Annotated in this window: 25 protein-coding genes; 13 read left to right on the top strand and 12 right to left on the bottom strand. The window is 43.2% G+C overall.

Going from position 1 to position 23871, the window contains the following annotated elements; all coding sequences use genetic code 11:
- Window positions 1-58 precede the first annotated feature (58 nt).
- A complete protein-coding gene (locus J2X69_RS10690; protein WP_310102825.1) occupies window positions 59-1357 on the top strand; it encodes a hypothetical protein in 1299 nt (432 codons plus the stop codon).
- Between the two features lies 1 nt (window position 1358).
- On the opposite strand, the gene J2X69_RS10685 is transcribed toward J2X69_RS10690, so the two are convergent.
- From J2X69_RS10685 to pdhA, 5 genes are all read right to left on the bottom strand, one after another.
- Entirely contained in the window at window positions 1359-1688 is a 330-nt protein-coding gene (locus tag J2X69_RS10685) for a DUF6787 family protein (protein WP_310102822.1), read from the bottom strand.
- A 181-nt stretch (window positions 1689-1869) separates the two neighbouring features.
- Window positions 1870-3189 carry an aspartate kinase gene (locus J2X69_RS10680; RefSeq protein ID WP_310102820.1) on the bottom strand — a complete coding sequence of 440 codons (1320 nt, stop codon included), beginning with the start codon at window positions 3187-3189 and terminating at the stop codon, window positions 1870-1872.
- A 35-nt stretch (window positions 3190-3224) separates the two neighbouring features.
- Window positions 3225-3701 carry a 6,7-dimethyl-8-ribityllumazine synthase gene (ribH, locus tag J2X69_RS10675; protein WP_310102816.1) on the bottom strand — a complete coding sequence of 159 codons (477 nt, stop codon included), beginning with the start codon at window positions 3699-3701 and terminating at the stop codon, window positions 3225-3227.
- A gap of 167 nt (window positions 3702-3868) precedes the next feature.
- The gene (locus J2X69_RS10670; RefSeq protein WP_310102813.1) at window positions 3869-4582 is read right to left on the bottom strand and encodes a tetratricopeptide repeat protein; all 714 of its coding nucleotides are present in this window, start codon (window positions 4580-4582) and stop codon (window positions 3869-3871) included.
- 115 nt (window positions 4583-4697) lie between these two features.
- Window positions 4698-5717: a pyruvate dehydrogenase (acetyl-transferring) E1 component subunit alpha gene (gene pdhA, locus J2X69_RS10665; protein ID WP_310102810.1), complete on the bottom strand. Its 1020-nt coding sequence runs from the start codon at window positions 5715-5717 to the stop codon at window positions 4698-4700.
- A 92-nt stretch (window positions 5718-5809) separates the two neighbouring features.
- On the opposite strand from pdhA, the gene recF reads away from it, so the two are divergent.
- Window positions 5810-6919 carry a DNA replication/repair protein RecF gene (recF, locus tag J2X69_RS10660; protein WP_310102807.1) on the top strand — a complete coding sequence of 370 codons (1110 nt, stop codon included), beginning with the start codon at window positions 5810-5812 and terminating at the stop codon, window positions 6917-6919.
- Window positions 6920-6944: 25 nt separating this feature from the next.
- Here recF and J2X69_RS10655 read toward each other — a convergent pair whose 3' ends face one another.
- Window positions 6945-7850, bottom strand: a complete 906-nt coding sequence (locus J2X69_RS10655; RefSeq protein WP_310102804.1) for a sugar phosphate nucleotidyltransferase — start codon at window positions 7848-7850, stop codon at window positions 6945-6947.
- A 278-nt stretch (window positions 7851-8128) separates the two neighbouring features.
- Here J2X69_RS10655 and J2X69_RS10650 point away from each other — a divergent pair, with 278 nt between their 5' ends.
- Both J2X69_RS10650 and J2X69_RS10645 read left to right on the top strand, forming a co-directional pair.
- Window positions 8129-8467: a P-II family nitrogen regulator gene (locus tag J2X69_RS10650; protein WP_310102801.1), complete on the top strand. Its 339-nt coding sequence runs from the start codon at window positions 8129-8131 to the stop codon at window positions 8465-8467.
- A 36-nt stretch (window positions 8468-8503) separates the two neighbouring features.
- Window positions 8504-9733, top strand: a complete 1230-nt coding sequence (locus J2X69_RS10645) for an ammonium transporter (protein ID WP_310102799.1) — start codon at window positions 8504-8506, stop codon at window positions 9731-9733.
- Window positions 9734-9797: 64 nt separating this feature from the next.
- Here J2X69_RS10645 and J2X69_RS10640 read toward each other — a convergent pair whose 3' ends face one another.
- Window positions 9798-9986, bottom strand: coding sequence for a hypothetical protein (locus J2X69_RS10640; RefSeq protein ID WP_310102796.1), 189 nt, complete (start codon window positions 9984-9986; stop codon window positions 9798-9800).
- 113 nt (window positions 9987-10099) lie between these two features.
- Here J2X69_RS10640 and J2X69_RS10635 point away from each other — a divergent pair, with 113 nt between their 5' ends.
- From J2X69_RS10635 to J2X69_RS10620, 4 genes are all read left to right on the top strand, one after another.
- Entirely contained in the window at window positions 10100-11548 is a 1449-nt protein-coding gene (locus tag J2X69_RS10635; protein ID WP_310102793.1) for a BatD family protein, read from the top strand.
- Window positions 11548-12633, top strand: coding sequence for a chorismate synthase (gene aroC, locus J2X69_RS10630; protein WP_310102790.1), 1086 nt, complete (start codon window positions 11548-11550; stop codon window positions 12631-12633). Before J2X69_RS10635 ends, aroC begins: the two co-directional genes overlap by 1 nt.
- Before the next feature lie 10 nt (window positions 12634-12643).
- Entirely contained in the window at window positions 12644-13984 is a 1341-nt protein-coding gene (locus tag J2X69_RS10625) for a dicarboxylate/amino acid:cation symporter (RefSeq protein ID WP_310102787.1), read from the top strand.
- 110 nt (window positions 13985-14094) lie between these two features.
- The gene (locus J2X69_RS10620; RefSeq protein ID WP_310102784.1) at window positions 14095-14547 is read left to right on the top strand and encodes a nuclear transport factor 2 family protein; all 453 of its coding nucleotides are present in this window, start codon (window positions 14095-14097) and stop codon (window positions 14545-14547) included.
- A gap of 355 nt (window positions 14548-14902) precedes the next feature.
- Here the strand turns inward: J2X69_RS10620 and fumC are convergent, their stop codons facing one another.
- The 4 genes from fumC to mazG form a co-directional block, all read right to left on the bottom strand.
- Window positions 14903-16303 carry a class II fumarate hydratase gene (fumC, locus tag J2X69_RS10615; protein ID WP_310102781.1) on the bottom strand — a complete coding sequence of 467 codons (1401 nt, stop codon included), beginning with the start codon at window positions 16301-16303 and terminating at the stop codon, window positions 14903-14905.
- 76 nt (window positions 16304-16379) lie between these two features.
- Complete coding sequence (locus J2X69_RS10610; RefSeq protein WP_310102777.1) at window positions 16380-16865, bottom strand: hypothetical protein; 486 nt, start codon at window positions 16863-16865, stop codon at window positions 16380-16382.
- A gap of 6 nt (window positions 16866-16871) precedes the next feature.
- Entirely contained in the window at window positions 16872-17252 is a 381-nt protein-coding gene (locus J2X69_RS10605; RefSeq protein ID WP_310102774.1) for a RidA family protein, read from the bottom strand.
- 105 nt (window positions 17253-17357) lie between these two features.
- On the bottom strand, window positions 17358-18158 hold the full coding sequence (gene mazG / locus J2X69_RS10600; RefSeq protein WP_310102770.1) for a nucleoside triphosphate pyrophosphohydrolase: 801 nt from the start codon (window positions 18156-18158) through the stop codon (window positions 17358-17360).
- A 72-nt stretch (window positions 18159-18230) separates the two neighbouring features.
- Between mazG and J2X69_RS10595 the strand changes: the two genes are divergently transcribed.
- The 4 genes from J2X69_RS10595 to J2X69_RS10580 all read left to right on the top strand — a co-directional run bounded on the left by J2X69_RS10595 (window position 18231) and on the right by J2X69_RS10580 (window position 21562).
- Window positions 18231-18461, top strand: a complete 231-nt coding sequence (locus tag J2X69_RS10595) for a hypothetical protein (protein WP_192347109.1) — start codon at window positions 18231-18233, stop codon at window positions 18459-18461.
- A gap of 58 nt (window positions 18462-18519) precedes the next feature.
- Window positions 18520-19914 carry a phosphoglucosamine mutase gene (gene glmM, locus J2X69_RS10590; RefSeq protein ID WP_310102765.1) on the top strand — a complete coding sequence of 465 codons (1395 nt, stop codon included), beginning with the start codon at window positions 18520-18522 and terminating at the stop codon, window positions 19912-19914.
- 41 nt (window positions 19915-19955) lie between these two features.
- Window positions 19956-21098 (top strand): cysteine desulfurase family protein, encoded by a 1143-nt coding sequence (locus J2X69_RS10585; protein ID WP_310102760.1) that lies wholly within the window; start codon window positions 19956-19958, stop codon window positions 21096-21098.
- A 266-nt stretch (window positions 21099-21364) separates the two neighbouring features.
- Window positions 21365-21562 (top strand): hypothetical protein, encoded by a 198-nt coding sequence (locus J2X69_RS10580; RefSeq protein WP_310102757.1) that lies wholly within the window; start codon window positions 21365-21367, stop codon window positions 21560-21562.
- A gap of 21 nt (window positions 21563-21583) precedes the next feature.
- Here J2X69_RS10580 and J2X69_RS10575 read toward each other — a convergent pair whose 3' ends face one another.
- Window positions 21584-22327, bottom strand: a complete 744-nt coding sequence (locus tag J2X69_RS10575; protein ID WP_310102752.1) for a hypothetical protein — start codon at window positions 22325-22327, stop codon at window positions 21584-21586.
- A 246-nt stretch (window positions 22328-22573) separates the two neighbouring features.
- Here J2X69_RS10575 and J2X69_RS10570 point away from each other — a divergent pair, with 246 nt between their 5' ends.
- Window positions 22574-23839, top strand: a complete 1266-nt coding sequence (locus J2X69_RS10570) for an APC family permease (protein ID WP_310102749.1) — start codon at window positions 22574-22576, stop codon at window positions 23837-23839.
- Window positions 23840-23871: the final 32 nt, after the last annotated feature.

The following is a 23871-nucleotide window of genomic DNA, read 5'->3' as shown; positions in this document are numbered from 1 at the left end:
TTTCTGTGGGCAAAAAATCAAACTGTTATCTTTCTTTGTAGAAAACAGAGAATAACGAATGCTAAATAATCCATCCAGTTTAAAAAAATGCTTAGCACTGATTGAAGAAAATTTGGGTTGGGGTGACAGCCGGCATTGGAAAAATAATGATTTCGAATTATTGAGTGAGAAAATCTTTTCTAAAACAGGCGTAAATCTGAGCACAAGTACCCTAAGGAGACTTTGGGGAAAAGTCAAATATGAGAGTGAACCTCAGATTACTACCTTAAACGCACTGGCTAAATTTGTTGGATTTGATAGCTTTAGAGCTTTCAATGACTCAATTCACGAAGAGGTAGGAATAGAAACCCCTGAGCCCGAAAAACCGCAAGATGCACCGTTTCAAAAAAAGGGGGTGTTAAAATGGAGTTCAAAGCAGATTTCCGCCTTATTAGTTGTTGCTGCTTTAATTACTGTGGTCTTAGTCGGATGGGACTTTTTGGATAAAAAACCTGAACAGGCAGTGGACCCTGCAGCATTTACTTTTAGCAGCCAGCCTGTCACTTCCGGGGTTCCTAATTCGGTAGTATTTGAGTTTGATGTTTCAAGTGCGTCCACAGATTCTCTTTTTATTCAGCAATCCTGGGACACAAGCAAGAGGTTTAAAATCGATAAAAATCAAGATCAAGCTACTTCCGTCTATTACTATCCGGGCTATTTTAGGGCAAAACTGATTATGGGAGAAGAAGTGATGCAGGAGCATGATCTTTTAATAGCCACAGGTGGGTGGCTTTCACTTGTCGAAAAAGATCCTGTCCCCATTTATTTCAAAAAAGAGGTAGTTATCAAAAATGGTAAATTAGGCCTTTCTGAAAGCGATCTTCTGAGCAAGAACGTCAGTTTGCAACCGGAATTGCCAATTTCCCGGTTTTATTATGTGGAGGACTTTGGGGGGCTATCCAGTGATTCTTTTTCTTTGGAAACGCGTTTTCGGAATACCTATTCGGAGGGTAGTGGAACCTGTCAGTTTTCCCAGTTGGTAATTATTTGTCAGAATAGTGCCTTAATGATCCCGGTTTCGATCCCGGGATGCTCCTCTGAGATTGGTGTGTTTTTGGCAGGGGAAAGCATAGAGGGGAAAAAGGCTGACTTGTCAGGTTTTGGTGTGGATTCTTCAGAATGGGCTGAAATGCAAGTTTCTGTAATAAATAAGGAAGTGAAAGTCCACATGGCTGATGAATTGGTTTTACAAAAATCATTTTCTGAAGATGCGGGGGATATAGTGGGTGTTGCCTACTTTTTTGAGGGTACAGGTGAAATTGATTTTCTAAGGCTTTTCGATAAAAACCAGAAGGTAATCCTTAAGGAAGAGTTTTAGACTATGTCTTTTTTTGCTTAAACATCTCTCCAATTCTCCTAAAAATCTGCTTTTCCTTTTCCCAAAAGAAGGTGAACTGGCCGAAAATAAAGCCGTAGATCAGCAAAAAAATCTGGTATAGAGGCAGCACCAACAAGAGGTATAAAAATGTGTTGACAAATCCGCCTTTCTCGACCCCGAAAAAATCTAAGATTGGGTTTTTGATAAAAAGTATAGTGAAACCTGTACAGGCGAAAACCACCAGAACCAGAACGACCTGAAGCAGGCTATCCAATTTCCACTTGGTTTGTAGGCGCTTTAAGAACCCTGCTTTCTCTTTTTCATCTGACATGCCGTAAAAATAATCAGATTCAGTCTAAATAAAAGTGAGGCGATCTCAAAAGTGTTTCGTCATTGCGATCCGCCATAGGCGGAGAGGCAATCTAAGCCGATTTCGTTTGAATCGACATTGAGATCGCTTCGTTTCACCCGCGAAGACATTTTCCTTGACTTTTGAAACCGCCTCTTTGATTTTACCAAGTAAACAGGTCTTGATTAAGACTTTGAAGTGCCTCTTTCTTGAATTTGGAATCCACCAAGACGGATACATTATGGCGGCTACCACCGAAGGAAACCATCCGTACAGGATATTCTATCAGAGAATCAATGACAGATTGGATTGCTCCCTTGCTTTCCGAAACCATATTCCCCACGATGCAGATAATCGTCTGGTCACGGTCTACTTCCACATTGCAGAACGTGCCAAGCTCTTCCAGAATATGTTCCAAGTGACTTAAATCATCAATGGTGACAGAAACAGCCACTTCTGAAGTGGTGATCATGTCTATGGGCGTTTTATATTTCTCGAAGATCTCAAAGACCTTTCTCAAGAAACCGTAAGCCAGCAGCATGCGGCTGGATTTGATTTTGATGGCTGTGATTCCGTCTTTAGCGGCGATTGCTTTTACTCCTGTTGACTCTACTTTTGCTTTGATCAGCGTGCCGTGGGCTTCCGGTTGCATGGTATTGAGCAGTTTCACGGGCACGTTGAATTGCTGGGCTGGCCAGATGGATGCGGGGTGGAGAATTTTGGCGCCGAAGTAGGCAAGCTCTGCCGCCTCGTCAAATGACATCTCTGCGATGGGTCGGGTTTTGTCGACTATTCTAGGATCATTGTTGTGCATGCCGTCGATATCTGTCCAGATCTCACAGGCAGTAGCTTGGATTGCCGCTGCTACCAATGAGGCAGTATAATCGCTTCCACCACGTTTTAAGTTATCCACTTCATTCAGGTGATTTTTGCAAATAAACCCTTGGGTGATGAAAATGGTGTCATCGGGATGCTGCGCTAGAATTGACTTCAATCGGTCTGAAATTTTTTGCAATTCCGGCTCGGCATTTTCATCTATGCTCATGAAATCCAATGCTGACAGAAATACTGACTGAATCTCCAATTCTTCCAATAGCGTATGAAAAAGCTTGGTGGAAAGCAATTCACCCTGAGCGAGAATATCACGGTTGATCGCTTCATTGAAGGAGATTTTCAGCAGGATATTCAGAAACTCAAAATGTTCCTTGATGATTTCCTGAGCTTTTTCTCTAGCCGTTTCAGTTGTGACTAGCTTGGGATAAAAGTCGTTGTAATGGGCATGGAGTTCGTCAATTCTGGATTTTGCCAGGATTTTATCTGCCGCTGCCAACGCCTCACCGATGCTCACCAAGGAATTGGTGGTACCTGAAAGAGCAGAGAGAACTACGATTTTTGATTCATCACCACGGATGATCAGGTCTTTTACCTGGTGCATGCGTTCTGGACGGCCCACAGAGGTGCCTCCAAATTTCATGATTTTCATAGATTAATCAGTATAAGGTTAATAGGTTTTTGTTTTTAGAATCCAAGCATTTTGACAGCAGTGATAGCTGCCTCGTCGCCTTTGTTGCCATGCTTTCCTCCGGCACGATCCATAGCTTGTTGCTGAGTATTCGGTGTCAATACTCCGAAAATCACAGGTTTGTTATATTTCAAGGCTACGTTGGTGATGCCATGTGCTACCGCGTCGCAGATGAAGTCAAAGTGCTTAGTTTCACCCTGAATTACACAGCCTAGACAGATTACGGCATCTATACTTTCTTCCTGAGCTAGCCATTGGGCTGCCAGCGTGAGTTCAAACGAACCCGGAACATTTCTACGGATTATATTTTCTTTTTTTGCTCCATTTTCCAAAAGTGTCTGATAGGCACCGGAATAGAGTGCTTCGGTCACATCTTCATTCCATTCGGAGACGATGATGCCAAATGTTTTTTTACTGATGTCCTGAATATTTTTGGAGGAGTGGGCACTGAGGCTTTTAAGGGAAGTTGCCATATGGGGAAGCTTTTAGAGTTTAAGGCTTAAGAATCAAGAATCAAGAACCAAGAATCTGGATTTTGGAACCGTTGGATTATCGTATTCTGGGGAAGTAGAACTGATTTAAACAAAAAAAGAGTAAGACCACAGGGCCTTACTCTTCTTAGTATGCTATTCAAGAAGCATTACTTAGAGGCAAGACCTTCTAAGCGAGCTTTATGTTTTCGTGCTGCAGCAAATTCGAATGACTCGAAATACTTGTCCTCGATCTGACCATAAGCAGCGATTGCTTCAGCAGTTTTACCTGCCGCTTCGTATGCAATAGCCAATTTGTTCAAATACTTAGGAGTGAAAAACTTGTTTTCATCGTATTCAGCAGCCTTTTTATAGTTGGAAATAGCTTTGTCTGTATTTCCAAGCTCCATGTGGGTATCGCCGATAAGAGAATAGGCTTTAGCCTGTACAAGGAAATCATCAGCAGAAAACTGCTCCAATTCTTTCAATGCTTCTTCGTATTTTCTCTCAGAAAGGTAAATAGAGCCAATGTAGAAATGGGCAAGATTTGCAGCGTCTGTCCTTGGATAGTTATCCACTATCGTTAGAAATCCGGCATTGATGCCATCTCCGTTCAATGCTAACTGCACACTGTCTTGCTCGTAGAAATATACAGCTTGGAACATTTCCTTCTGTGCTTTTTCATTTTGGTTCTGTGTGTTGATTTGGAAAAATAAGATTCCTCCGATCAAAACCACTGCGGCGATTAATACGCCAGCCAGTACCTTGCTATTCTGCTTTAAAAAAGCCTCACCTCTGCCTAGTCTTGATGCTATCTCGGAAGGGTCTTCCAAAATATCATTGTGATGTTCCGGGTGTACTTTTTTAGTCTGTTTCGTTGCCATGCTACTCAAATTTCAGCCGCAAATATACGGTTTTTATAATTTCCTCAAAGCCCAATAAAAAAGCCATGAAAGCTTTCTGTCTTCATGGCTTTTAAGACGTTAGGATTTTGTTGATTTATTCCATTACAAAAGGATAGTCCTCTTGGATGTAAACATCCTTGAAGGCATCCTGCCCGTCAGGCCAAGGGGATTCTTCGGCAAATTTCACTGCGTCGGTTACTTTCTGCTTCACCCCTTTGATAATTTCTTCGATCTCTTCCTCGCTGAGGATATTGTTTTCTTTGATCGTAGCAAGTACCTGCTCCACAGGATCACGCTGCTTGTATTCCTCTACCTCTTCTTTAGTTCTGTATTTCTGAGGATCAGACATCGAGTGTCCTTTGTATCGATAAGTCCGCATTTCGAGCAAGGTAGGTCCGTCGCCTCTTCTTGCTCTATCAGCTGCCTCGGCTACTGCTTCGTGTACAGCTTCCACATTCATCCCGTCCACTGCAAAAGAAGGCATGTCATAAGACTCTCCCAATGTAGATAGATCTTCCACATTCGATGATCTCCTAACAGGAGTTCCCATTGCGTAGCCGTTGTTTTCGATTACGAAAATCACCGGGGTTTTGTAAAGCATAGCCAAATTCAACGCTTCGTGAAAAGCACCTTGGCGTACAGCACCATCACCCATGTAGCAAATAGCTAAGTTTTTGGTGCCTTTATATTTCTCTGCGAAGCCCATTCCTAGACCCATAGGGATTTGTGCCCCTACGATTCCATGACCTCCCATGAAGTTCTTTTCTTTGTCGAAAATGTGCATGGAACCACCTTTTCCCTTGGTAGTACCTGTTGCTTTGCCGAAAAGTTCAGCCATGACAGCTCCCGGGTCAGTGCCCAATCCAAGTGGATGGGCATGACAGCGATAAGCTGTAATCCACTTGTCGTCTTTGGTCAAGGCAGAAATAGCACCGGATGCACAAGCTTCCTGACCAATGTATAAATGACAGAATCCTCTGATTTTTTGCTGACCGTAAAGTTGCCCCGCTTTTTCCTCAAACCTCCTCATTAAGAGCATGCTCTCGTACCAAAAGGTGTAGGTCTCCTTCGAATATTTTACTTTTGATTTAGTTGCTGCAGTTTTCTTTGCCATATCGTACTGATGAAAATATGCTAATTTTAGGTCTCAAATATAATCATCCCGCCCTAAATAACAGGCTCCCTTCGAAATAATTACCCAATCTCATGCACTTGAAGTCTCTCGAACTCTTACAATTCAAAAACCATGAGAAGACTAGAATTCAATTCTCCAACGTGATAAATTGTTTTGTGGGGTTGAATGGCAGTGGAAAAACCAATGTGCTCGACGGGATACATTACTTGTCCCTGACCAAAAGTGCAGTCCAGTCCAGCGATAGCTTAAATGTGCAGCACGAGCGGGATTTTTTTGCCATCAAAGGGCAATTTGAACTGGCAGATGAAAAGCCGCTGGAAGTGAGATGCACGGTGGAATTGGGAAAGAAAAAACAGATTTATCAAAACGGAAAGGCACTCGCCAAAACGTCCGAGCATGTGGGGCGTATTCCTTTAGTCTTGATTGCCCCTGATGATACGGAGTTGATCAAAGGTGGAAGTGAGGGGCGAAGAAAGTTTTTTGATGGGCTGATTTCTCAGCTTGATCATACGTACCTGGATCAGTTGATTCGGTATCATCACTTCTTAAAGCAGCGAAATGCTCTGCTGAAAAAGTTTGCAGAGACCGGGCGGCGCGATTTGACCCTTTTGGATAGTTACGACAGTGAACTGATCGAACTCAGTTTAAAATTGGCATTAAGGAGAAATGAGCTATTGGCAGTAATGGCACCTTTATTACAAAGTCATTATTCCCAAATATCTCAAGGGCAAGAGCTTGTCAGTGTGATCTATGAGACTGAGGCATTGCGTGAAGATTTTGCCGATTATTTCAAAAGCTTGCGGAAAAAGGATTTGATCACCAAAAACAGCAACGCGGGCATTCATAAGGATGATTTCGCTTTTATGATAGGAGGACATCCCATCCGTAAGATTGGGAGCCAGGGACAGCAGAAGTCCTATATCATCGCACTGAAACTAGCCCAATTTCAGATTTTTGAAAAAGAAAAAGGGGATAAACCGATTTTGCTGCTGGACGATATTTTTGACAAGCTGGATGATCTGCGAATTGCCCAACTGATGAAATTGATCTCACAGCATATGTTTGGGCAGATATTTCTGACAGATGCCAGACCGGAGCGGTCAAAGAAAATATTAACTGAATTGGATTGTGAGGTGTTTTTCTTTTCGATAAATGAAGGAATCATTAAGGCCGATGAATAAAAAAAGGAGCCGAAGCTCCTTTACCTTATTCCCATAGATCAGCGGGATAATCCCCGGCCTCATGCAGTTTTTTCAGGGAATCGATCACCACGGGTTTATCTTCTGTATAGGTGACGCCAAACCATATTTTTCCGCCTTCAAGTAGGTCAAATGCCGCTTCATTGGCCTGTATCAGATTATTTGCTACAGTAGGAATGTAGAATTCAGATTTGAGATTGTCGAGATTCTCCGGAAGAAACTTATTCCACATTTTCTCGATGTCAGTAAACACATTCTGGTGAAAGCCCCAGAAGTTCATGCTCACAGGCGTACCTTCTGCAATTTCCAACACTTCATCGTCTCCTTTGCTAACTATTTTGTCACCTTCACGAGCGATGGAAGTTCTTTCCACCATTCCGATCAAGTGGCCTTTTTCATTGGTTTCGCAGACCCCACGGCTTACGGTGCCATTCTCAGAAAGTACATTCTGAATAGCATAACCCACCATCGCATGAAGGTCCGGCTTTACTTCAGTCATCAGGAATTTGCCAATCGCATCGAAAGCTTCTTTTCCATAAAAATCATCCGCATTGATCACCGCAAATGGCTCTTTGATGACATCCTTGGCACAAAGCACGGCATGGGCTGTTCCGAATGGCTTCTTGCGCTCCGCCTGCTTCAATTCTGAAGGGACAAAGCTGTCCAGCGATTGGACTACAAAGTCAGCTTCGATTTTGCCCTTAAGTTTTGGGAGAAATTTCTCTTTGGCTACTTCCAGGATTTCTTCCCGCACGATAAAGACCACTTTGCCAAAACCTGCTCTAATAGCGTCAAAAATAGAATACTCCAATATGGTTTCTCCACTTGGGCCGAATCCGTCGATTTGCTTGTTTCCTCCGTAGCGGCTTCCCATTCCGGCAGCAAGTACAAGTAAGGTAGGTTTCTGGTTCATATGTAGGTTCTTAAAACGATGGCAAAATTAAGTTTTTATGTTGGCGAGGCAAGTCGAAGTTGGTGAATCATGAAAAGCTATTCGTTTTGATTTGAACCGATATTATTAATATTTATATTTTTCAATTTGAATATTGGCTTTGTTTATACCTTCTAATCGAATATTTCCTAAGAATATTTTGATTGAAGGGTAAATTTTTATCCGAAATATGAATTATTTTAATTTTCTGTTTAGTTTTATGCCATAATCTCAAAAAACCATTAGACCCATTGAAAAAAATGAAAAAAATTGAAGCGATTATCAGGACTTCCCGCTTTGACCAAATCCACACTTGTGTGGCAGCACTTGGGGTAAAGTTTCTCACTTTTTATGAAGTGAAAGGGATGGGCTTGGAGCATGCCAGGCTTGAAATGTATCGTGGTGTTCCTTATGAACCCGCCTACATTCCTAGGACTAAAATCGAAATTGTCACTGTTGAAGAATTGGTGGAGCCTGTGATCAACTGTATCCTGACTGAAGGCAACACCGGTCAGGTAGGAGACGGGAAAATCTTCGTTTATGACGTCTTGGAAGCGTATCGTATCAGAAACAGCGATACAGGCGAGCAGGCACTTTAATCTTATTCACTTAATTCACCGAACCTATTTTATCTAATGCAAGACTTATTTACCGTCAATAATTTATGGATGATGATCGCCACTACCATGGTTTTCATCATGCACTTGGGATTTGCCAGCTTGGAAGCCGGACTTACCCGTTCTAAAAATACCGTGAACATCCTGTTCAAAAACACCATCATCCCGGCAATTGGACTTTTGACTTATGCTTTTGTTGGGTTCAATTTAATGTACCCTGGAGCAGAGTATGCAGGCTCGTTCTTTGGATTTGCAGGCTTTGGGCTCTCACTGCCGGAAGGCTGGGATACTAGCAACTACAATGAGGGATATACCTTCTTTACAGATTTTATCTTTCAGGCGATGTTTGCAGCTACTGCCGCTACGATAGTATCCGGAGCAGTGGCTGAGCGGGTGAAACTGGGGCCGTTTATCTTCTTCTCTATTCTCTATGTGGCTATTTGTTACCCTATCGTAGGGATGTGGAAATGGGGAGGAGGATTCTTGGATACTCTTGAGACGCCATTTTATGATTTCGCCGGATCTACTATCGTACACTCGGTAGGCGGATGGGGCGCCCTTATAGGAGCAGCTTTGTTAGGTCCTAGAATTGGCAAGTACACTTCTCGGGGTATGACTGCGATTCCGGGTCATAATATTCCCTTGGCTACTTTTGGTGTGTTTTTGTTATGGTTCGGATGGTTTGGATTCAACGGAGGTTCTGTCCTAAGCGCTGATCCGGGATTGGTGTCCAAGGTTTTTGTGACCACATGTATGGCAGCAGCAGCAGGAGCTATTGGTGCACTGATTGTTTCCTACCTGATGTTCAAAACATATGACATCACTATGGTGTTGAATGGGATTTTGGCAGGCTTGGTAGGGATCACTGCGGGTGCGGATTTGATGGGAGTTACTTCATCGATCATCATCGGTTTGATCGGTGGTGGCTTGATCGTCTTGGCAGTGGTGTTCTTTGACAAAATCAAAGTGGATGATCCTGTAGGTGCGATTTCAGTCCATCTGGTAGGTGGTATCTGGGGAACTTTGGCAGTTGGGATCTTTGGAGATTTGGCCGGCGTGAGCCAGTTTGTTTCTCAGTTGATAGGGGTCGCTGCGGTAGGTCTGTTCTGTGTTGTTTTCGCGGGAGTGATTTTCTTTGTGATGAAAAAGACCGTCGGTATCCGGGTAGATGAGGCTGAAGAAACGGAAGGATTGGATATCAATGAGCACAGCATGCGTGCATATCCGGATTTTGCAACAAAAGATTAATTAAAGGAGGACCAACTATCCTATATGAAAAAGCCCCGCCCATCATTTGGCCGGGGCTTTTGAATTAAATTGCAGGTTCGAAATATCTATTGAGAATTAAATGGTGCATTTTGCCAAACATCAGGTAACACCATTCTCTGAATTCCTGAACCTCAGTAGGGGAAATAAGCCTTAAGCCTTTTCTCAGCTCACGCTCAAACAAATACTTCGAAAAGCTGACCTTTTGTAAGATAGTCTTCACATATTCGATCATAGTCTAAAGAGTTTAGGGTTTTAACTGATTTTAAGTTTCAATACGGAGGCATTTATCCATATGTTGCGTTATTTTAGAAATCAAAGAGTAGAATATTCCCTATTTTCGCAACCATGATTAAAACGCTTGCCCAATTCATTTTCGTATGTGGCCTAATCTTATTTTCAGGATGGGCTATAGCTCAGGACGTTCAGATTGAGCTTGGACCTGCTGAGATCGGTTTGAATGAAACTTTCACTATCAAAGTAACACTCAGCAACGAGAAAATCAAATCTTACGACCAGTTTCCGGATATACCGGGTTTTCAGAAGCAGGGGATTTCCCAATCCTCCTCTATGAACCTGATCAACGGACAGATGAGTAGTTCCAACAGCATCATCCAGTATTATAAGCCAACTAGAAAGGGAGAGTTTACATTGCCTTCATTTGAGCTTGCTATCAATGGCCAGTCTTATTCTTCTCCAGGAAAAAAAATCACTGTGGGAGATGCGGCAAGTGCCGGCAGTGGACGGGGCTCAGCTACTGATCCTTTTGCGGATTTCTTTGGGCGGCCGGCTGTGGAAGATCCCGAATATGTGGAGCTGGAAGATGATGCTTTCTTTGCGGTGTCTGTGGATAAAGAAGAGGTCTATCAAGGGGAGGGATTCGATCTGAGTTTGGCATTTTACATATCCGAATCCAATCAAGCTCAGTTTAATTTTCATGAGCCGGGTAGACAGCTGGATGATATATTGAAGAAGATAAAGCCTAAAAATGTCTGGGAAGAAAATTTCAACATCAGCAATATCGATCCGGAACAAGTCACAATCAACGGGAAAAGATGGACAAAATTCAAGGTGTATGAGGCTACTTTTTTCCCTTTTTCCGAAGGAGAAATAGCTATCCCAAGAATACCGTGGGAGATGGTCAAATATAAAATTGCCAAAAACCCGAGTTTCTTTGGGGCAAATAGACAAGAGGATTTCAAGACCTTCTTTTCTACTCCAAAAACGATAAAAGTCAAGCCTCTTCCGCCGCATCCTTTGAAAAATGAGGTAAGTGTGGGGAAGTTTCAGATTAGAGAAAACATCACATCAATTGAAGTGGAAACCGGTCAGGGATTTGACTACAATTTCGGGATAAGCGGTGTCGGTAATATCAATGCGGTATCAGCTCCCAAAAGACTCTCCACTGCCAATCTGAATACCTATGATCCAAACGTACGCCAGCAGATCAACCGTGGCTACGGCCGGGTATCGGGAATCAAAGAATTCAATTATTACATCACCATCAATGAAGCAGGAGAGATAGATCTTGGGAAGAATTTTGAATGGATATACTTTGATCCTGAGCGTGCGGTATATGATACCCTGAGACCGAAGGCGAAGATCACTGTGGTGGGGGAGAGTAAAGTCAATCAGGCAATTTCCAGCCAGCGTTTAGGAGGCCTTTATGACCGGATACCCACGGAAGACAACCGGTTTTTAAACGAGAAATATAAATACTATTTTACGGTCGCAATCAACGTTTTACTGCTTATAGCAGTGGCATTGTTGGCTGTATTGATAATCAGAAAGAGATAATGGGCAATTCATTTGGAAAGCTATTCAAGATCACCACGTATGGTGAGTCACATGGATTGGCTTTGGGGGTAATCATCGAAGGATGCCCCGCAGGACTGAAAATAGATGAGGATAAACTTATCGCAGAGATGCAGCGAAGGAAGCCGGGTCAGTCCAAAATCACCACTCAACGTAAGGAAGAAGACGAATTTGAGATCAAATCGGGTGTTTTTGAAGGAGTGACTACCGGTACTCCCATTGGAATTGTGATTGCTAATTCCGATCAGAAAAGTAAGGACTACTCTCATATTTCGGACAAGTTTCGTCCGTCCCATGCAGACTTTACCTACTTCGAAAAGTATGGACTAAGAGATTATCGCGGAGGAGGAAGAAGCTCCGCCAGAGAAACGGCTGCCCGCGTGGTAGCGGGGGCGATCGCAAAGCAGCTTTTGGAGACTAAAGGAATCAGTATTCAAGCCTATGTCTCTCAGGTAGGTGATTTGAAGTTGGGCAAAAGCTACACTGAATTAGACCTCACAAAGGCCGAGGAAAATATCGTGAGATGCCCCGATCCGCTAGTCGCTGAGGAAATGATAGAATTGATCGATTCTGTACGAAAAGATCGGGATACCATAGGCGGAGTAGTGAGCTGCGTGATCAAAAACACTCCTGTTGGGATAGGGGAGCCGGTATTTGACAGGCTGCATGCCGAGCTGGGTAAAGCTATGCTAAGCATCAATGCCGTGAAAGGGTTCGAATATGGAAGCGGCTTTGAGGGGGTGAAAATGAGGGGATCTGAGCACAACGATACGTTCGTCCAGGAAGGGGACTCAGTACGTACCTTGACCAATCATTCCGGAGGTATTCAGGGCGGAATATCCAATGGAGAGGATATATATTTCAATGTGGCTTTCAAACCGGTAGCTACTATAATGAGGGATCAGGACTCAGTGAACGAAGCAGGTGACTCTGTGGTGGTCTCCGGAAAGGGCCGTCATGATCCATGCGTAGTGCCTAGGGCCGTACCGATCGTGGAAGCAATGGCGGCTTTGGTCATAGCTGATTATATTTTGTTGGCAAAAAGCAATAAACTGCAAGACTTCTAACCCAAATATGATGTTTAAAAAGATACCCTTACATACCCAAATTATCATCGGACTTGTTCTGGGGTTGATTTTTGGTTTAGTTGTCATTAAAACTTCCATTCCGAATTCTTTTACGATAAATTATATCAAGCCATTTGGGACGATTTTCATCAATGGCCTGAAAATGATCGCCGTGCCGTTGGTATTGGCATCGCTGATAGTCGGAGTGTCTAATTTGGGAGATATATCCAAATTGAGTCGAATCGGCGGAAAAACAATTGGGACATATCTGTGTACCACCGTCTTGGCAATCACAATTGGCTTGGTGCTGGTAAATGTGTTTAAGCCCGGCAAAAGTTTGCCTCCTGAAACCCGGGAGAACCTTATGTCTTTGTATGAGGGGGATGCAGGATCAAGAGTGGGGCAAGCGGCAAAATTGCAGGAGCAAGGTCCGCTGAAGCCGTTGGTGGATATCGTTCCTGAGAATGTTTTCAGAGCCACAACAGACAATGCGGCCATGCTACAGGTGGTTTTCTTTGCTATTCTTGTGGGGATTGCTCTTTTGCAAGTACAAAAGAGTAAGGCAGCGCCTGTTATAGCATTTTTTGACGGGATGAATGATGTCATTATCCAGATCGTGAACTACATCATGATGATTGCTCCTTATGGGGTATTTGCTTTGATGGCTTCTTTGATCGTGGAAATTGCCGGAGAAAACCCGGACTCGGCACTACAGCTATTGATGGCATTGTTGAAATATAGCTTGGTAGTATTGGGAGGATTGTTTACCATGATTTTGGTAGTTTATCCGGCGATTTTGATGGCATTCACCAAAGTTAAATACAAGGATTTCTTCAAAGCAATTAGACCTGCCCAATTGTTAGCGTTCTCTACCAGTTCTAGTTCTGCTACTCTTCCTGTCACGATGAAGCAAGTGGAAGAAGAATTGGGTGTTTCGGAAGAGGTTTCCAGCTTTGTACTGCCCTTGGGAGCCACGGTGAATATGGACGGAACCAGCCTTTACCAAGGCGTTGCGGCAGTATTTATTGCGCAGGCTTTGGGGATGGAATTGAGCTTGACTCAGCAGTTGATGATCGTATTGACCGCCACGCTCGCATCAATAGGTTCTGCGGGAGTTCCCGGAGCGGGATTGATTATGCTGATCATCGTATTGGAATCTATTGGCGTGCCTGCTGCAGGAATTGCATTGATTATTGCTCCTGACCGTATTTTGGATATGTTCCGGACGGTGGTGAATGTCACCGGCGATGCCACAGTTTGTACTATTGTAGCAAGCACCGAAGGAGAATTGCCGGATGGCTTGATAAGAAAGTCAAATCCGTTGACTCCTAATGATTCCGTTGACTCCTAATGATTAGAAATAGTAGCTTGGTATGATTATCCGCAATGTTGGCGGTCATTGTAAAACGACTAACAACTAAGCATTAAAAAAAGTTTTTAAAACTAATAATTGCCAACAGAATGACCATACGATTTCTCTTTTTAAGCCTTGTATTACTTCTGACAGGCAATACTATTTTTGGACAGACTAAGCAAGACAGCCTAGAAATAAAACAAGCGGCTCTTGATTACATTGAATCACAACACAAACCAAATCCTTTACAAATGGGACGTGCCTTGCACCCAAGAATGGTAAAGAGGACATTTTGGAAAGACAAAGCAACAGGTAAAGACTATGTTCGGGAGACAACTACTGAAGCTATGGTCTTACTTGCCGAAAGCTATAATAAGAATGGTGATAAGTTTCCATCCTCGCCAAAGAAAGAGGTGAAAATGCTTGATGTTTCGGAGCGGACAGCCTCTGTAAAATTAATTGCTGACGAATGGATTGACTATATGCACATTGTCAAATTAAATGGAACTTGGAAAATTGTAAATGTGCTTTGGCAATTTAATGACACCGAACAGCACTAAACAATTTAAAAAGTTCAAAAGATAAAAACGAATCGCCAAACGATGCCAGTAGCCGTAATTCCCCTTGTTTACTGGCTAGAAGACCGATGACGGTGCCTTGACCTTACCTGATTTTGGTTGTCACATTCTTGTCTTCTGGACGGTTAAATTAATCGTTTCATTATTATCTCTCTTGGTTGTTCAGGGTTACTCGGTTTTTAGTATTAAGGTGTAGGTGAGAGTGGCAATTCTTGAATTTGCTATCTCTTATATCGCTTTTGAACCCCTACTGGCAGAAAATCAGCTATATATGTAAAAACAAAAATGGCCCCGTCAATGCGACGGAGCCATTTTTGTTTTTGGGGTAAACTGAATCCTACTTCAGGCTTCCGGTCATCTCTTCAGGTTTCACCCACTCAGAGAATTGCTCCGAAGTAAGCAAATCCAAAGCGATGGCCGCTTCTCTCAGGCTTGTACCTTCTTTATGTGCTTTCTTGGCAATAGCAGCTGCGTTTTCATATCCGATGTGCGGATTCAGAGCAGTTACCAGCATCAGTGAATTTTCCAAGTGTCTCTGAATCAGTGTTGTATTTGGCTCAATACCTACAGCACAGTGATCATTGAATGATACACATGCATCACCGATCAGACGGGCAGAGTTAAGGAAGTTGGAAGCAATCAGGGGCTTGAATACGTTCAATTCAAAATGCCCATTTGAGCCCCCGATGGAAATGGCAACGTCATTTCCCATTACTTGGGCGGCAACCATGGTCAAAGCTTCTACTTGGGTAGGATTGACTTTGCCGGGCATAATGGAGGATCCGGGTTCGTTTTCGGGAATCAAAATCTCACCGATTCCGGATCTAGGTCCGGAGGAAAGCATTCTTACGTCATTTGCAATTTTCATTAGCGAAACTGCCAGTTGCTTCAGCGCTCCGTGAGTTTCTACCATGGCATCATGCGCAGCCAGGGCTTCAAATTTATTTTCGGCAGTCACAAATGGCTGACCGGATAGCTCAGCAATTTTCTTTGCTACCAGCTCAGAATACCCTTTTGGAGTATTCAGTCCTGTTCCAACGGCAGTACCGCCCAAAGCTAATTCTGATAAATGAGCTAAGGTGTTTTTTAGGGCTTTTAAGCCGTGATTAAGCTGCGCTACATAACCGCTAAACTCTTGGCCAAGCGTGAGAGGAGTCGCATCCATAAAGTGCGTGCGGCCGATTTTCACTACGTCTTTGAACGCTTCAGCTTTTTCGGCAAGTGTGTCTCTGAGTTTTTCTACTCCCGGGATCGTAGTCTCCATCACCATTTTGTATGCAGCGATGTGCATAGCTGTCGGGTAGGTGTCATTGGATGACTGTGATTTGTTTACATCGTCATTTGGATGAATTTTCTTTTTTGCATCTTCCAAAGAACCACCAAGCAGCACATGGGCACGATAAGCGATCACCTCGTTGGAGTTCATATTGGATTGAGTACCGGACCCGGTTTGCCAGATTACCAGCGGAAACTGGTCGTCGTGTTGTCCTTCCAAAATCTCGTCACATACTTTGCTGATAATATCTGCTTTGGCTTGGTCCAATACCCCCAACTCCGCATTGGTCAGCGCCGCGGCTTTTTTCAAAATCGCAAAAGCTTTGGTGATTTCTATAGGCATGCGGTTTTTCTCACCGCCGATTTTGAAGTTGTTAATGGATCTTTGGGTCTGCGCGCCCCAGTATTTGTCAGCAGGAACCTCTACAGGCCCCATGGTGTCTTTCTCTATGCGGATGCTCATTATAGTATGTTTTATTGAATCTTTTTTGCGGTGCTAAATTAAGCCCAAAAGCCATTTTTCCCTAAGAATAGAAGGCTTAATCCTTCATTTGGAAATTGATCAATTGGTGGAAAACTTTTCGGGATGCTTTCACTTGCCTGTTGAAGAAATACATGGCTATTATGTAATTGACTAAGCCTACTAAAAAACAGATGATGGCATATCCGTAGTTGGGGTTAAGAAATAAATAAACTAGCGTGAATGCCAACAAAATGATGGACCAAAATGCGATGAAAAAAAGTGCGCCCGGAAACATGCGGTAATTGATAAATAGAATACATCCCCGTGGAGTGGCTTCAATTTTCCCCAAAATCAAAGGGAGAAATGTGTCCCCTCTGTTTACAACTTTTGAGATTCTAAATCCTTTTTTCCCTACCAACCCATTGAAGAGGATGTCTCCTCTGGCTTGGGATCTTGGGTCGAGGTAATTCACCTCCCGCGTCACCTTATTCAGGTGTGTTAGCACCTCTTCTTTGGAAAGGGCGCTGACTAGGGTTTCGCTATCGTAGGGGAAAAGATTCAAAATTTGCTATTTCACAGCAATGCAGGAGATTTCTACATTGACGTTTTTGGGGAGCTTACTTACTTCTACTGTTTCTCTGGCAGGAGGGTTTGATTTGAAATACTGACCGTACGCATCATTGATGGTGCCAAACTCATCCATGTTTTTGATGAAAATACTGCATTTGGCAATATCCCCGAAAGTGAAACCGGCAGCTCTGAGGACAGCTTCCAGATTTTTCATCACTGCATGGGTTTCTTCCGTGATATTCTCGTTGATCAATTCGCCAGTCTCTGAATCCAAGGCAATCTGACCGGAGACATAGAGCGTATTTCCTGCCAATACTGCCTGAGAATAGGGGCCGATCGGGGCGGGAGCTTCTTTAGTGAAGATGATTTTATTCGACATTCTTATTCAATAATTTATGTTTTCGGAACCTGTTTTTCTATAACTCCAATTGTTTTTAACTGCGACTGCGACTGCGACTGCGACTGCGACTGCGACTGCGACTGCTTACTTCCTTTTCGCTTCATTCCAATACACATCCATCTCAGCCAGCGTCATTTCGCTAAGCCTTTTTCCTGAATCCTTTGCGGCTGTTTCCAAGTACTGAAAACGTTTGATGAATTTTTTATTTGTCCGTTCCAATGCCTCTTCCGGATTGATATCTATAAATCTGGCATAATTGATCAGAGAAAACAACAAGTCTCCGAATTCTCCACTGGCTTTTTCCTGATCGATCTCCATAGTATCTGCAACGTTGAATTCTTGTTTGAATTCCTGCATTTCCTCTTCCACTTTCTCCCAGACCTGACTTTTCTCTTCCCAGTCAAAACCTACTCCCCGCGCTTTTTCTTGGATACGCATTGCTTTGATCAGTGCGGGGAGTGATTTTGGTACGCCTCCAAGTACAGATTTATTGCCTTTCTCGGTAAGCTTTATTTTCTCCCAATTCTGCTTTACGGCTTCTTCATTGTCCGCCTGAGTGTCTCCATAGATATGGGGATGTCTTCTGATCAGCTTCTCGCAAAGCTCATCTATCATCGTTTTCATATCAAAGTTGCCTTCTTCTGATCCGATTCTTGCATAGAATACGATGTGAAGGAGAATATCACCTAATTCTTTCTTGATTTCATCAGGATCACCCTCGAGTATTGCATCAGAAAGTTCAAAAGTTTCTTCTATAGTTAAGTGTCTAAGACTTTCTGTGGTTTGTTTTTTGTCCCAGGGGCATTGCTCTCTGAGTTCATCCATGATGGTAAGAAGTCTGTCGAAAGCTGCCAATTTCTCGGCTCGGGTACTCAAATTTGTCATGGGTGAGGAAACTATGCTGTAATTAGAAACGTTTTCGAAGTAAAGCCTTAAATTTGCGCAAATTTATCCGTTATGACAACCGTATTTCTAACACTTGGTTTCGTTGCTTTATTCTTCATTTTGATGTCGGTAAGGCTTTTATTCCTTAAAAACGGCGAATTCAAGGGCACTTGTGCCTCTCAAAATCCTTATTTGAATAAAGAAGGCGGAACCTGTGGTTATTGTGGGAAAACTGTAGATGCAAGTAGCAGCTGTGGCAATCCAGACAATGAAGTGGACAAGGTTCTGGCTAAATTCAAGTAAAAGTAATCCTGTCAGCCGGCAGGATTTATCAGTTTTTAACCTAATCAAATTATTGTACGTGTCACTAATTAAATCAATCTCTGGCATCAGAGGAACTATCGGCGGTAAAGCCGGCGATGGACTTACTCCCATTGATATTGTCAAGTTTACCGCAGCTTATGGAGCATGGGTACTTGAGAAAACAAAAAATCCCAAAGTAATAATAGGAAGAGACGCCCGTCTCTCCGGTGAAATGGTTTCCGGTTTGGTTTCAGCTACACTACAAGGTTTGGGTATCCATGTGATCGACTTGGGTTTGAGTACTACACCTACTGTGGAATTTGCTGTTCCATTGGAAAAAGCCGGAGGGGGGATTATCCTTACTGCCAGTCATAACCCCGCACAGTGGAATGCGCTTAAACTTTTGAATGAAAAAGGAGAATTTATTTCAGATGCTGAGGGAAAGGCTATCTTGGAGAAAGCTGAAAAGGAGGATTTTTCCTTTGCAGAAGTAAAAAAACTCGGGCGCTATTCTCAAATCAGCGATTACATTGAGCGCCATGTCCAGCATGTGTTGGGGCTGGAATTGGTAGATGTAGAAGCGATCAAAGCCCGGAATTTCAAAGTAGTGGTGGATGCGGTAAATTCCACAGGCGGAATAGCGGTACCTATGCTTTTGAGAGCTTTGGGGGTGACGGAGATTGAAGAAATGTACTGTACACCTGATGGGCATTTCCCGCACAATCCGGAGCCATTGCCTGAGAATTTGAGAGATATTTCCCAGAAATTGGAAAGAGGAAGCTACGATCTGGGTATTGTGGTGGATCCTGATGTGGATAGATTGGCATTTATCAATGAAGATGGATCTGCCTTCGGAGAAGAATATACCTTGGTCGCTGTGGCAGATTATGTGCTGTCAAAGACTCTGGGGAATACAGTTTCCAATCTAAGCTCTACGCGCGCACTTCGTGATGTGACTGAGAAAAGAGGTGGGGTTTACAATGCCTCTGCCGTAGGAGAAGTGAACGTAGTCAATCAGATGAAAGCCGTGGATGCCGTGATCGGCGGTGAAGGTAACGGTGGAATCATCTATCCAACGTCTCATTATGGACGGGATGCATTAGTTGGAATTGGGTTGTTTTTGACTCACCTAGCCAACTTTGGCAAGTCAATTTCCAGACTTCGTGCAACCTATCCGAATTATCACATTTCAAAAAATAAAATTGAACTCACTCCTGAGATCGATGTGGATAATATATTGCTTGAAATCAAGAAGAAGTATAAAAACCATCCTATCAATGATATTGACGGTGTCAAAATCGAATTTGAAAAGGAATGGGTACACTTGAGGAAGTCGAATACAGAACCGATTATCCGTATTTATTCCGAGTCTGAATCAGAAGCAACGGCTGAGCATCTAGCCAAAAAGCTAATTGCCGATATCAAAGAGGTGGTGAATGCTTCTATGGTTTAAATCAGCTTATCATAAAGAATATACAACCCAACACGAGTAGAATGAAAGTTTATTTGGATAACGCAGCTACAACAGCTATGGATGATCGGGTGATCGATGCCATGCTTCCATTTATGAGAAATCATTATGGTAACCCTTCTTCTGTCCACAGCTTTGGTAGAGAAGTCAGGACGGCTATAGAGCGATCTAGAAAAAAGGTGGCTGAGTTGCTAAATGCTACTCCTGCAGAAATTTTCTTTACTTCAGGCGGTACCGAAGCAGACAATACTGCTATTGTGTGCGGGATCGAAAGCCATGGCATCACCCATGCAATCACTTCCCCCCTGGAGCATCATGCCGTCTTGCACACCTTGGAAATGTGCGAGAAAAAGGGACATGTCAAACTCAGTATGCTGGACGTGAGTGATAAAGGGGAATTGGATATGCGCCAGCTGGAGGATTTACTGAAGGAAAATCCCAAGAGTTTGGTTTCGCTGATGCATGCGAATAATGAGATAGGAAATTTGAATGATCTCAGCCACATTGGATCACTTGCGAAAGAATACGGTGCATTTTTCCATTCGGATACAGTTCAGACCATGGGGCACTATGTCCATGATCTGAAATCTCTGCCTGTGGATGCGATCGTGGCGGGAGGGCATAAGTTTCACGGACCAAAAGGTTCAGGATTTCTTTATGTGAAAAAGGATAAGAAAATCCATCCTTTGATTCACGGTGGAGCGCAGGAGAGAAATATGCGTGGAGGAACCGAAAATGTTATCGGGATTATCGGAATTGCAAAAGCACTGGAAATCGCCTATGAAGATATGGCGGAACACCAACTTCACGTGGAAGCAATCAAAAAACATTTTATCCAAAGCCTTATTCGGGAGATACCGGGGGTGGATTTCAATGGGCTTTCTGCTGATATGGACAACAGTCTATACACAGTGTTGAGTGTGAGCTTGCCTCCTTCTGAAGCAAATAGTGGGATGTTGCTGTTCAATCTGGACTTGGAGGGTATTTCTGCTTCAGGCGGATCAGCTTGCAGTTCGGGAGCTACAGTGGGTTCGCATGTGCTTAGAGCGATCAACCATACCGCGGAGAGAGATGCTGTTCGCTTCTCTTTCAGTCGATTCAACACCATAGAGGAAGTAGATTATACAGTAGGGAAACTGAAGGAGCTTTACGTGGTAGAAGCATAAAAAAACAAAGAAGGGGCTCAAAAGGCTCCTTCTTTGTTTTCCAGACGGTAAGAATGTGTAATATGTGTATCCTCTTAGCTGCACGTACGTCCTTAGAATTAATGCTAGAAGTTCAAATTTGGCAATTCCGTCTGCCGCGGCGGAGGACGAGAGCCTGTCCCGACGACTGTCGTGGAGAGATTTTTTCAGGCCTGACCCAGATATAATTCTAGTACGTGCATTCATTTGGATACACATTATGTGTATCTTTTTGTTTAAATTTCATCATGGAAACTTATTATCAAAAACATCGATTTGTCACTGATCCTCAAGGAAATAAAGTTGCTGTCATTGTGCCGATTGATGAGTATGAAAAAATCCTGGAAAAACTAGAGGATATCAGACTTTATGACGAGTCCAAACTAGCTGACAGTGGGGAGCGCATAGCTATTTCGGATTATTTGAAAAAGAGAGATTTGAAATGAGTAAAGTAACTATTGGGATTTTTATTTTCCTTTATACCCTATCGCATAAGGTGTCCAAATCTCATAGATAGGGTCACCTTTAGAGCTCAGTCCGCTGTGGTGCCATTCACCGGCTTTTACCTCATAGTCGAAATCCAGACTAGCGCCTACACGACTGTCATCCCGGGAGAAGAACGTGATATTCTCTACGTATTTTCCATTTTCCGCAGAGTAAGTTCCGCCTCCGGTTCCTGAGAATTCTTTGGTTTCTGAGTTGAAAGCAATCCACTGAAATCTGCCTCCGCTGAGGATTTTGACGGTTCTTCTGGTTCCGGGCGTGGATCGGGATATTTCGTCATTTCTTTTTCGGCCGGTGATTACCCAGTTTCGGGTAAGGTCATCTTTCGCATCTGAAATTTTTTCCCAGATTTCCACCAGCAGTTTTCCGTTGATTTCGGAAGAAATAACCATTTTTTCATTAGCCCAATCCAAAGTGTATGAAGTGGAATTCCCTACCTGAGAAGAATCCAGGGTGAAAAAGTCCAGCGTTTCTACATATTCTCTTCCCTCATAAGTAAAAGGACCACCACCTGCACCCACGAAATGATTGTCAGCAACCTGTTTTGCCCCAAAGGCAAAATAATCATCCTGGTAGATTTTGATGTATTCCTTATCCTTTACTTCCTTGCCATCTTGATGGGTGAGTTTCCATGCTCCGTCAAGGCTTTGAGCATTTGCCAAACCAAAGAATAATATAGTTGAGAAGAGAAGTAATGCAGTTTTCATGATTTCTAGGGGTTTATTGACCTATAAATTCATGAAGATTCATCAAAAAACCAATAATTTATTTATGTTACGGCTTGATTTTCTTTTGAATAGACAAAATTTAGCTAATAAAAACGAACTCACAGTAGATGGTTTAAAAATTTGGTTTCCCTAGCCTTGGACTTGTTCGTACCGTACATCATTTTTTCCGGTTTGAAAGTTGGTTTTTCTGGCTACTTTAACTTTTCATTCACCTAAGCTTGTCCAATGCTAAAGCGAGGAATCCGTAAGTGGGATCTGGTTTTTCTGATTATAAATTCTGTCATCGGGGCGGGGATTTTTGGTCTTCCGGCCAAGGCTTTTGCACTTTCGGGGCCCTATTCCCTGCTCGCTTTTGGAGTTTGTGCTGTGGTGATGCTGGTGCTGATTTTAGTTTTCATGGAAGTGAGTTCTAGATTTGACCGCACGGGAGGACCTTATTTGTATGTTAAAGAAGCTTTTGGCAATCTGCCGGCATTTGCAGTTGGATGGGTTCTGATGTTGACCAGACTTTTTAGCTACGCCACCTTAGTCAATTTGTTGGTGATTTATATGTCCTTTTTCTCACCTGTCTTTCAGGAGGAATGGATGCGAATACTAATGATCGTGTTGATCACGTTGGTTTTGACGGGAATTAACTTGCTTGGGATCAAAGACTCCACCCGAACGACTAATGTATTGACAGTTGCCAAACTGGTTCCGCTGTCCCTGTTTATCATCATTGGTCTGTTTTTTCTTAATGGAGAAGCATTTGATTTCAGTTCTCCGCCGCCAATGCCTGAATTTGCAAATTCCGCCTTACTGTTGATTTTTGCCTTTGGCGGTTTTGAGGCCGGTTTGGTGATTTCCGGAGAAGTGGAAAATCCCCGTAAAAACCTTCCTTTTGCGCTGATGACAGGGGCGCTCATTATTACAGTGTTCTACGTGCTGATTCAGGTAGTGGCCATAGGAACTCTTCCGGATTTGGCTACTTCCGACAAACCCTTGGCAGACGCAGCATCCCGTATGATGGGCTATGGGGGAGGGTTGTTTATTACATTCGGAGCAATTGTATCCATTTTGGGGACATTGAATGTGCAGATTCTAAGCGGTTCGAGATTGCCTTTTGCACTGAGTGAATCCCGGCAATTTCCTAAGGTATTTTCCTTTGTCCATCCCCGGTTCCGCACGCCCACGGTGGCAATCGTGTTCTTTGCCCTGCTGATTATCATTGTAGCCATTGTATGGGATTTCATGGGATCTTTGGCGATCTCAGTTATTGCAAGATTATTGATTTATCTGTTGGTCTGTGGAGCTTTGATTCGCTTGCGCAAAAGCCAACCGGATGCCGATTATTACAAGTTGAAGTTTGGGATACCGCTTGCCATAGCTGGGATTGTAGCAACCATCTGGCTGCTGAGTAGTACCAAAACTGAGGAAATCACTGATATGGCACTTTGGACTGTGTTGGGGTTTGCGATATATGGAGTGCATAAGGTTTTCTCCAAAAAGTAGGAGTGGACTACTCCCCTATTTTTTTCTCAGGA

The organism is Algoriphagus sp. 4150, assembly GCF_031457395.1.
Lineage (GTDB): Bacteria > Bacteroidota > Bacteroidia > Cytophagales > Cyclobacteriaceae > Algoriphagus.
Note: the sequence above shows the minus strand (reverse complement) of the source record. Positions and strands in the feature narration are given on the sequence as shown.

Excerpts from the sequence above, each read along its gene's own strand:
- J2X69_RS10655 (WP_310102804.1), bottom strand. The coding sequence starts at position 7,850 with ATGAACCAGAAACCTACCTTACTTGTACTTGCTGCCGGAATGGGAAGC.
- J2X69_RS10680 (WP_310102820.1), bottom strand. The coding sequence starts at position 3,189 with ATGAAAATCATGAAATTTGGAGGCACCTCTGTGGGCCGTCCAGAACGC.
- J2X69_RS10690 (WP_310102825.1), top strand. The coding sequence starts at position 59 with ATGCTAAATAATCCATCCAGTTTAAAAAAATGCTTAGCACTGATTGAA.
- pdhA (WP_310102810.1), bottom strand. The coding sequence starts at position 5,717 with ATGGCAAAGAAAACTGCAGCAACTAAATCAAAAGTAAAATATTCGAAG.
- ribH (WP_310102816.1), bottom strand. The coding sequence starts at position 3,701 with ATGGCAACTTCCCTTAAAAGCCTCAGTGCCCACTCCTCCAAAAATATT.
- J2X69_RS10595 (WP_192347109.1), top strand. The coding sequence starts at position 18,231 with ATGACAACCGTATTTCTAACACTTGGTTTCGTTGCTTTATTCTTCATT.
- J2X69_RS10625 (WP_310102787.1), top strand. The coding sequence starts at position 12,644 with ATGTTTAAAAAGATACCCTTACATACCCAAATTATCATCGGACTTGTT.
- J2X69_RS10620 (WP_310102784.1), top strand. The coding sequence starts at position 14,095 with ATGACCATACGATTTCTCTTTTTAAGCCTTGTATTACTTCTGACAGGC.
- J2X69_RS10570 (WP_310102749.1), top strand. The coding sequence starts at position 22,574 with ATGCTAAAGCGAGGAATCCGTAAGTGGGATCTGGTTTTTCTGATTATA.
- J2X69_RS10685 (WP_310102822.1), bottom strand. The coding sequence starts at position 1,688 with ATGTCAGATGAAAAAGAGAAAGCAGGGTTCTTAAAGCGCCTACAAACC.
- J2X69_RS10670 (WP_310102813.1), bottom strand. The coding sequence starts at position 4,582 with ATGGCAACGAAACAGACTAAAAAAGTACACCCGGAACATCACAATGAT.
- J2X69_RS10575 (WP_310102752.1), bottom strand. The coding sequence starts at position 22,327 with ATGAAAACTGCATTACTTCTCTTCTCAACTATATTATTCTTTGGTTTG.
- aroC (WP_310102790.1), top strand. The coding sequence starts at position 11,548 with ATGGGCAATTCATTTGGAAAGCTATTCAAGATCACCACGTATGGTGAG.
- J2X69_RS10650 (WP_310102801.1), top strand. The coding sequence starts at position 8,129 with ATGAAAAAAATTGAAGCGATTATCAGGACTTCCCGCTTTGACCAAATC.
- J2X69_RS10640 (WP_310102796.1), bottom strand. The coding sequence starts at position 9,986 with ATGATCGAATATGTGAAGACTATCTTACAAAAGGTCAGCTTTTCGAAG.
- fumC (WP_310102781.1), bottom strand. The coding sequence starts at position 16,303 with ATGAGCATCCGCATAGAGAAAGACACCATGGGGCCTGTAGAGGTTCCT.
- J2X69_RS10645 (WP_310102799.1), top strand. The coding sequence starts at position 8,504 with ATGCAAGACTTATTTACCGTCAATAATTTATGGATGATGATCGCCACT.
- J2X69_RS10585 (WP_310102760.1), top strand. The coding sequence starts at position 19,956 with ATGAAAGTTTATTTGGATAACGCAGCTACAACAGCTATGGATGATCGG.
- J2X69_RS10580 (WP_310102757.1), top strand. The coding sequence starts at position 21,365 with ATGGAAACTTATTATCAAAAACATCGATTTGTCACTGATCCTCAAGGA.
- J2X69_RS10635 (WP_310102793.1), top strand. The coding sequence starts at position 10,100 with ATGATTAAAACGCTTGCCCAATTCATTTTCGTATGTGGCCTAATCTTA.
- recF (WP_310102807.1), top strand. The coding sequence starts at position 5,810 with ATGCACTTGAAGTCTCTCGAACTCTTACAATTCAAAAACCATGAGAAG.
- mazG (WP_310102770.1), bottom strand. The coding sequence starts at position 18,158 with ATGACAAATTTGAGTACCCGAGCCGAGAAATTGGCAGCTTTCGACAGA.
- J2X69_RS10605 (WP_310102774.1), bottom strand. The coding sequence starts at position 17,252 with ATGTCGAATAAAATCATCTTCACTAAAGAAGCTCCCGCCCCGATCGGC.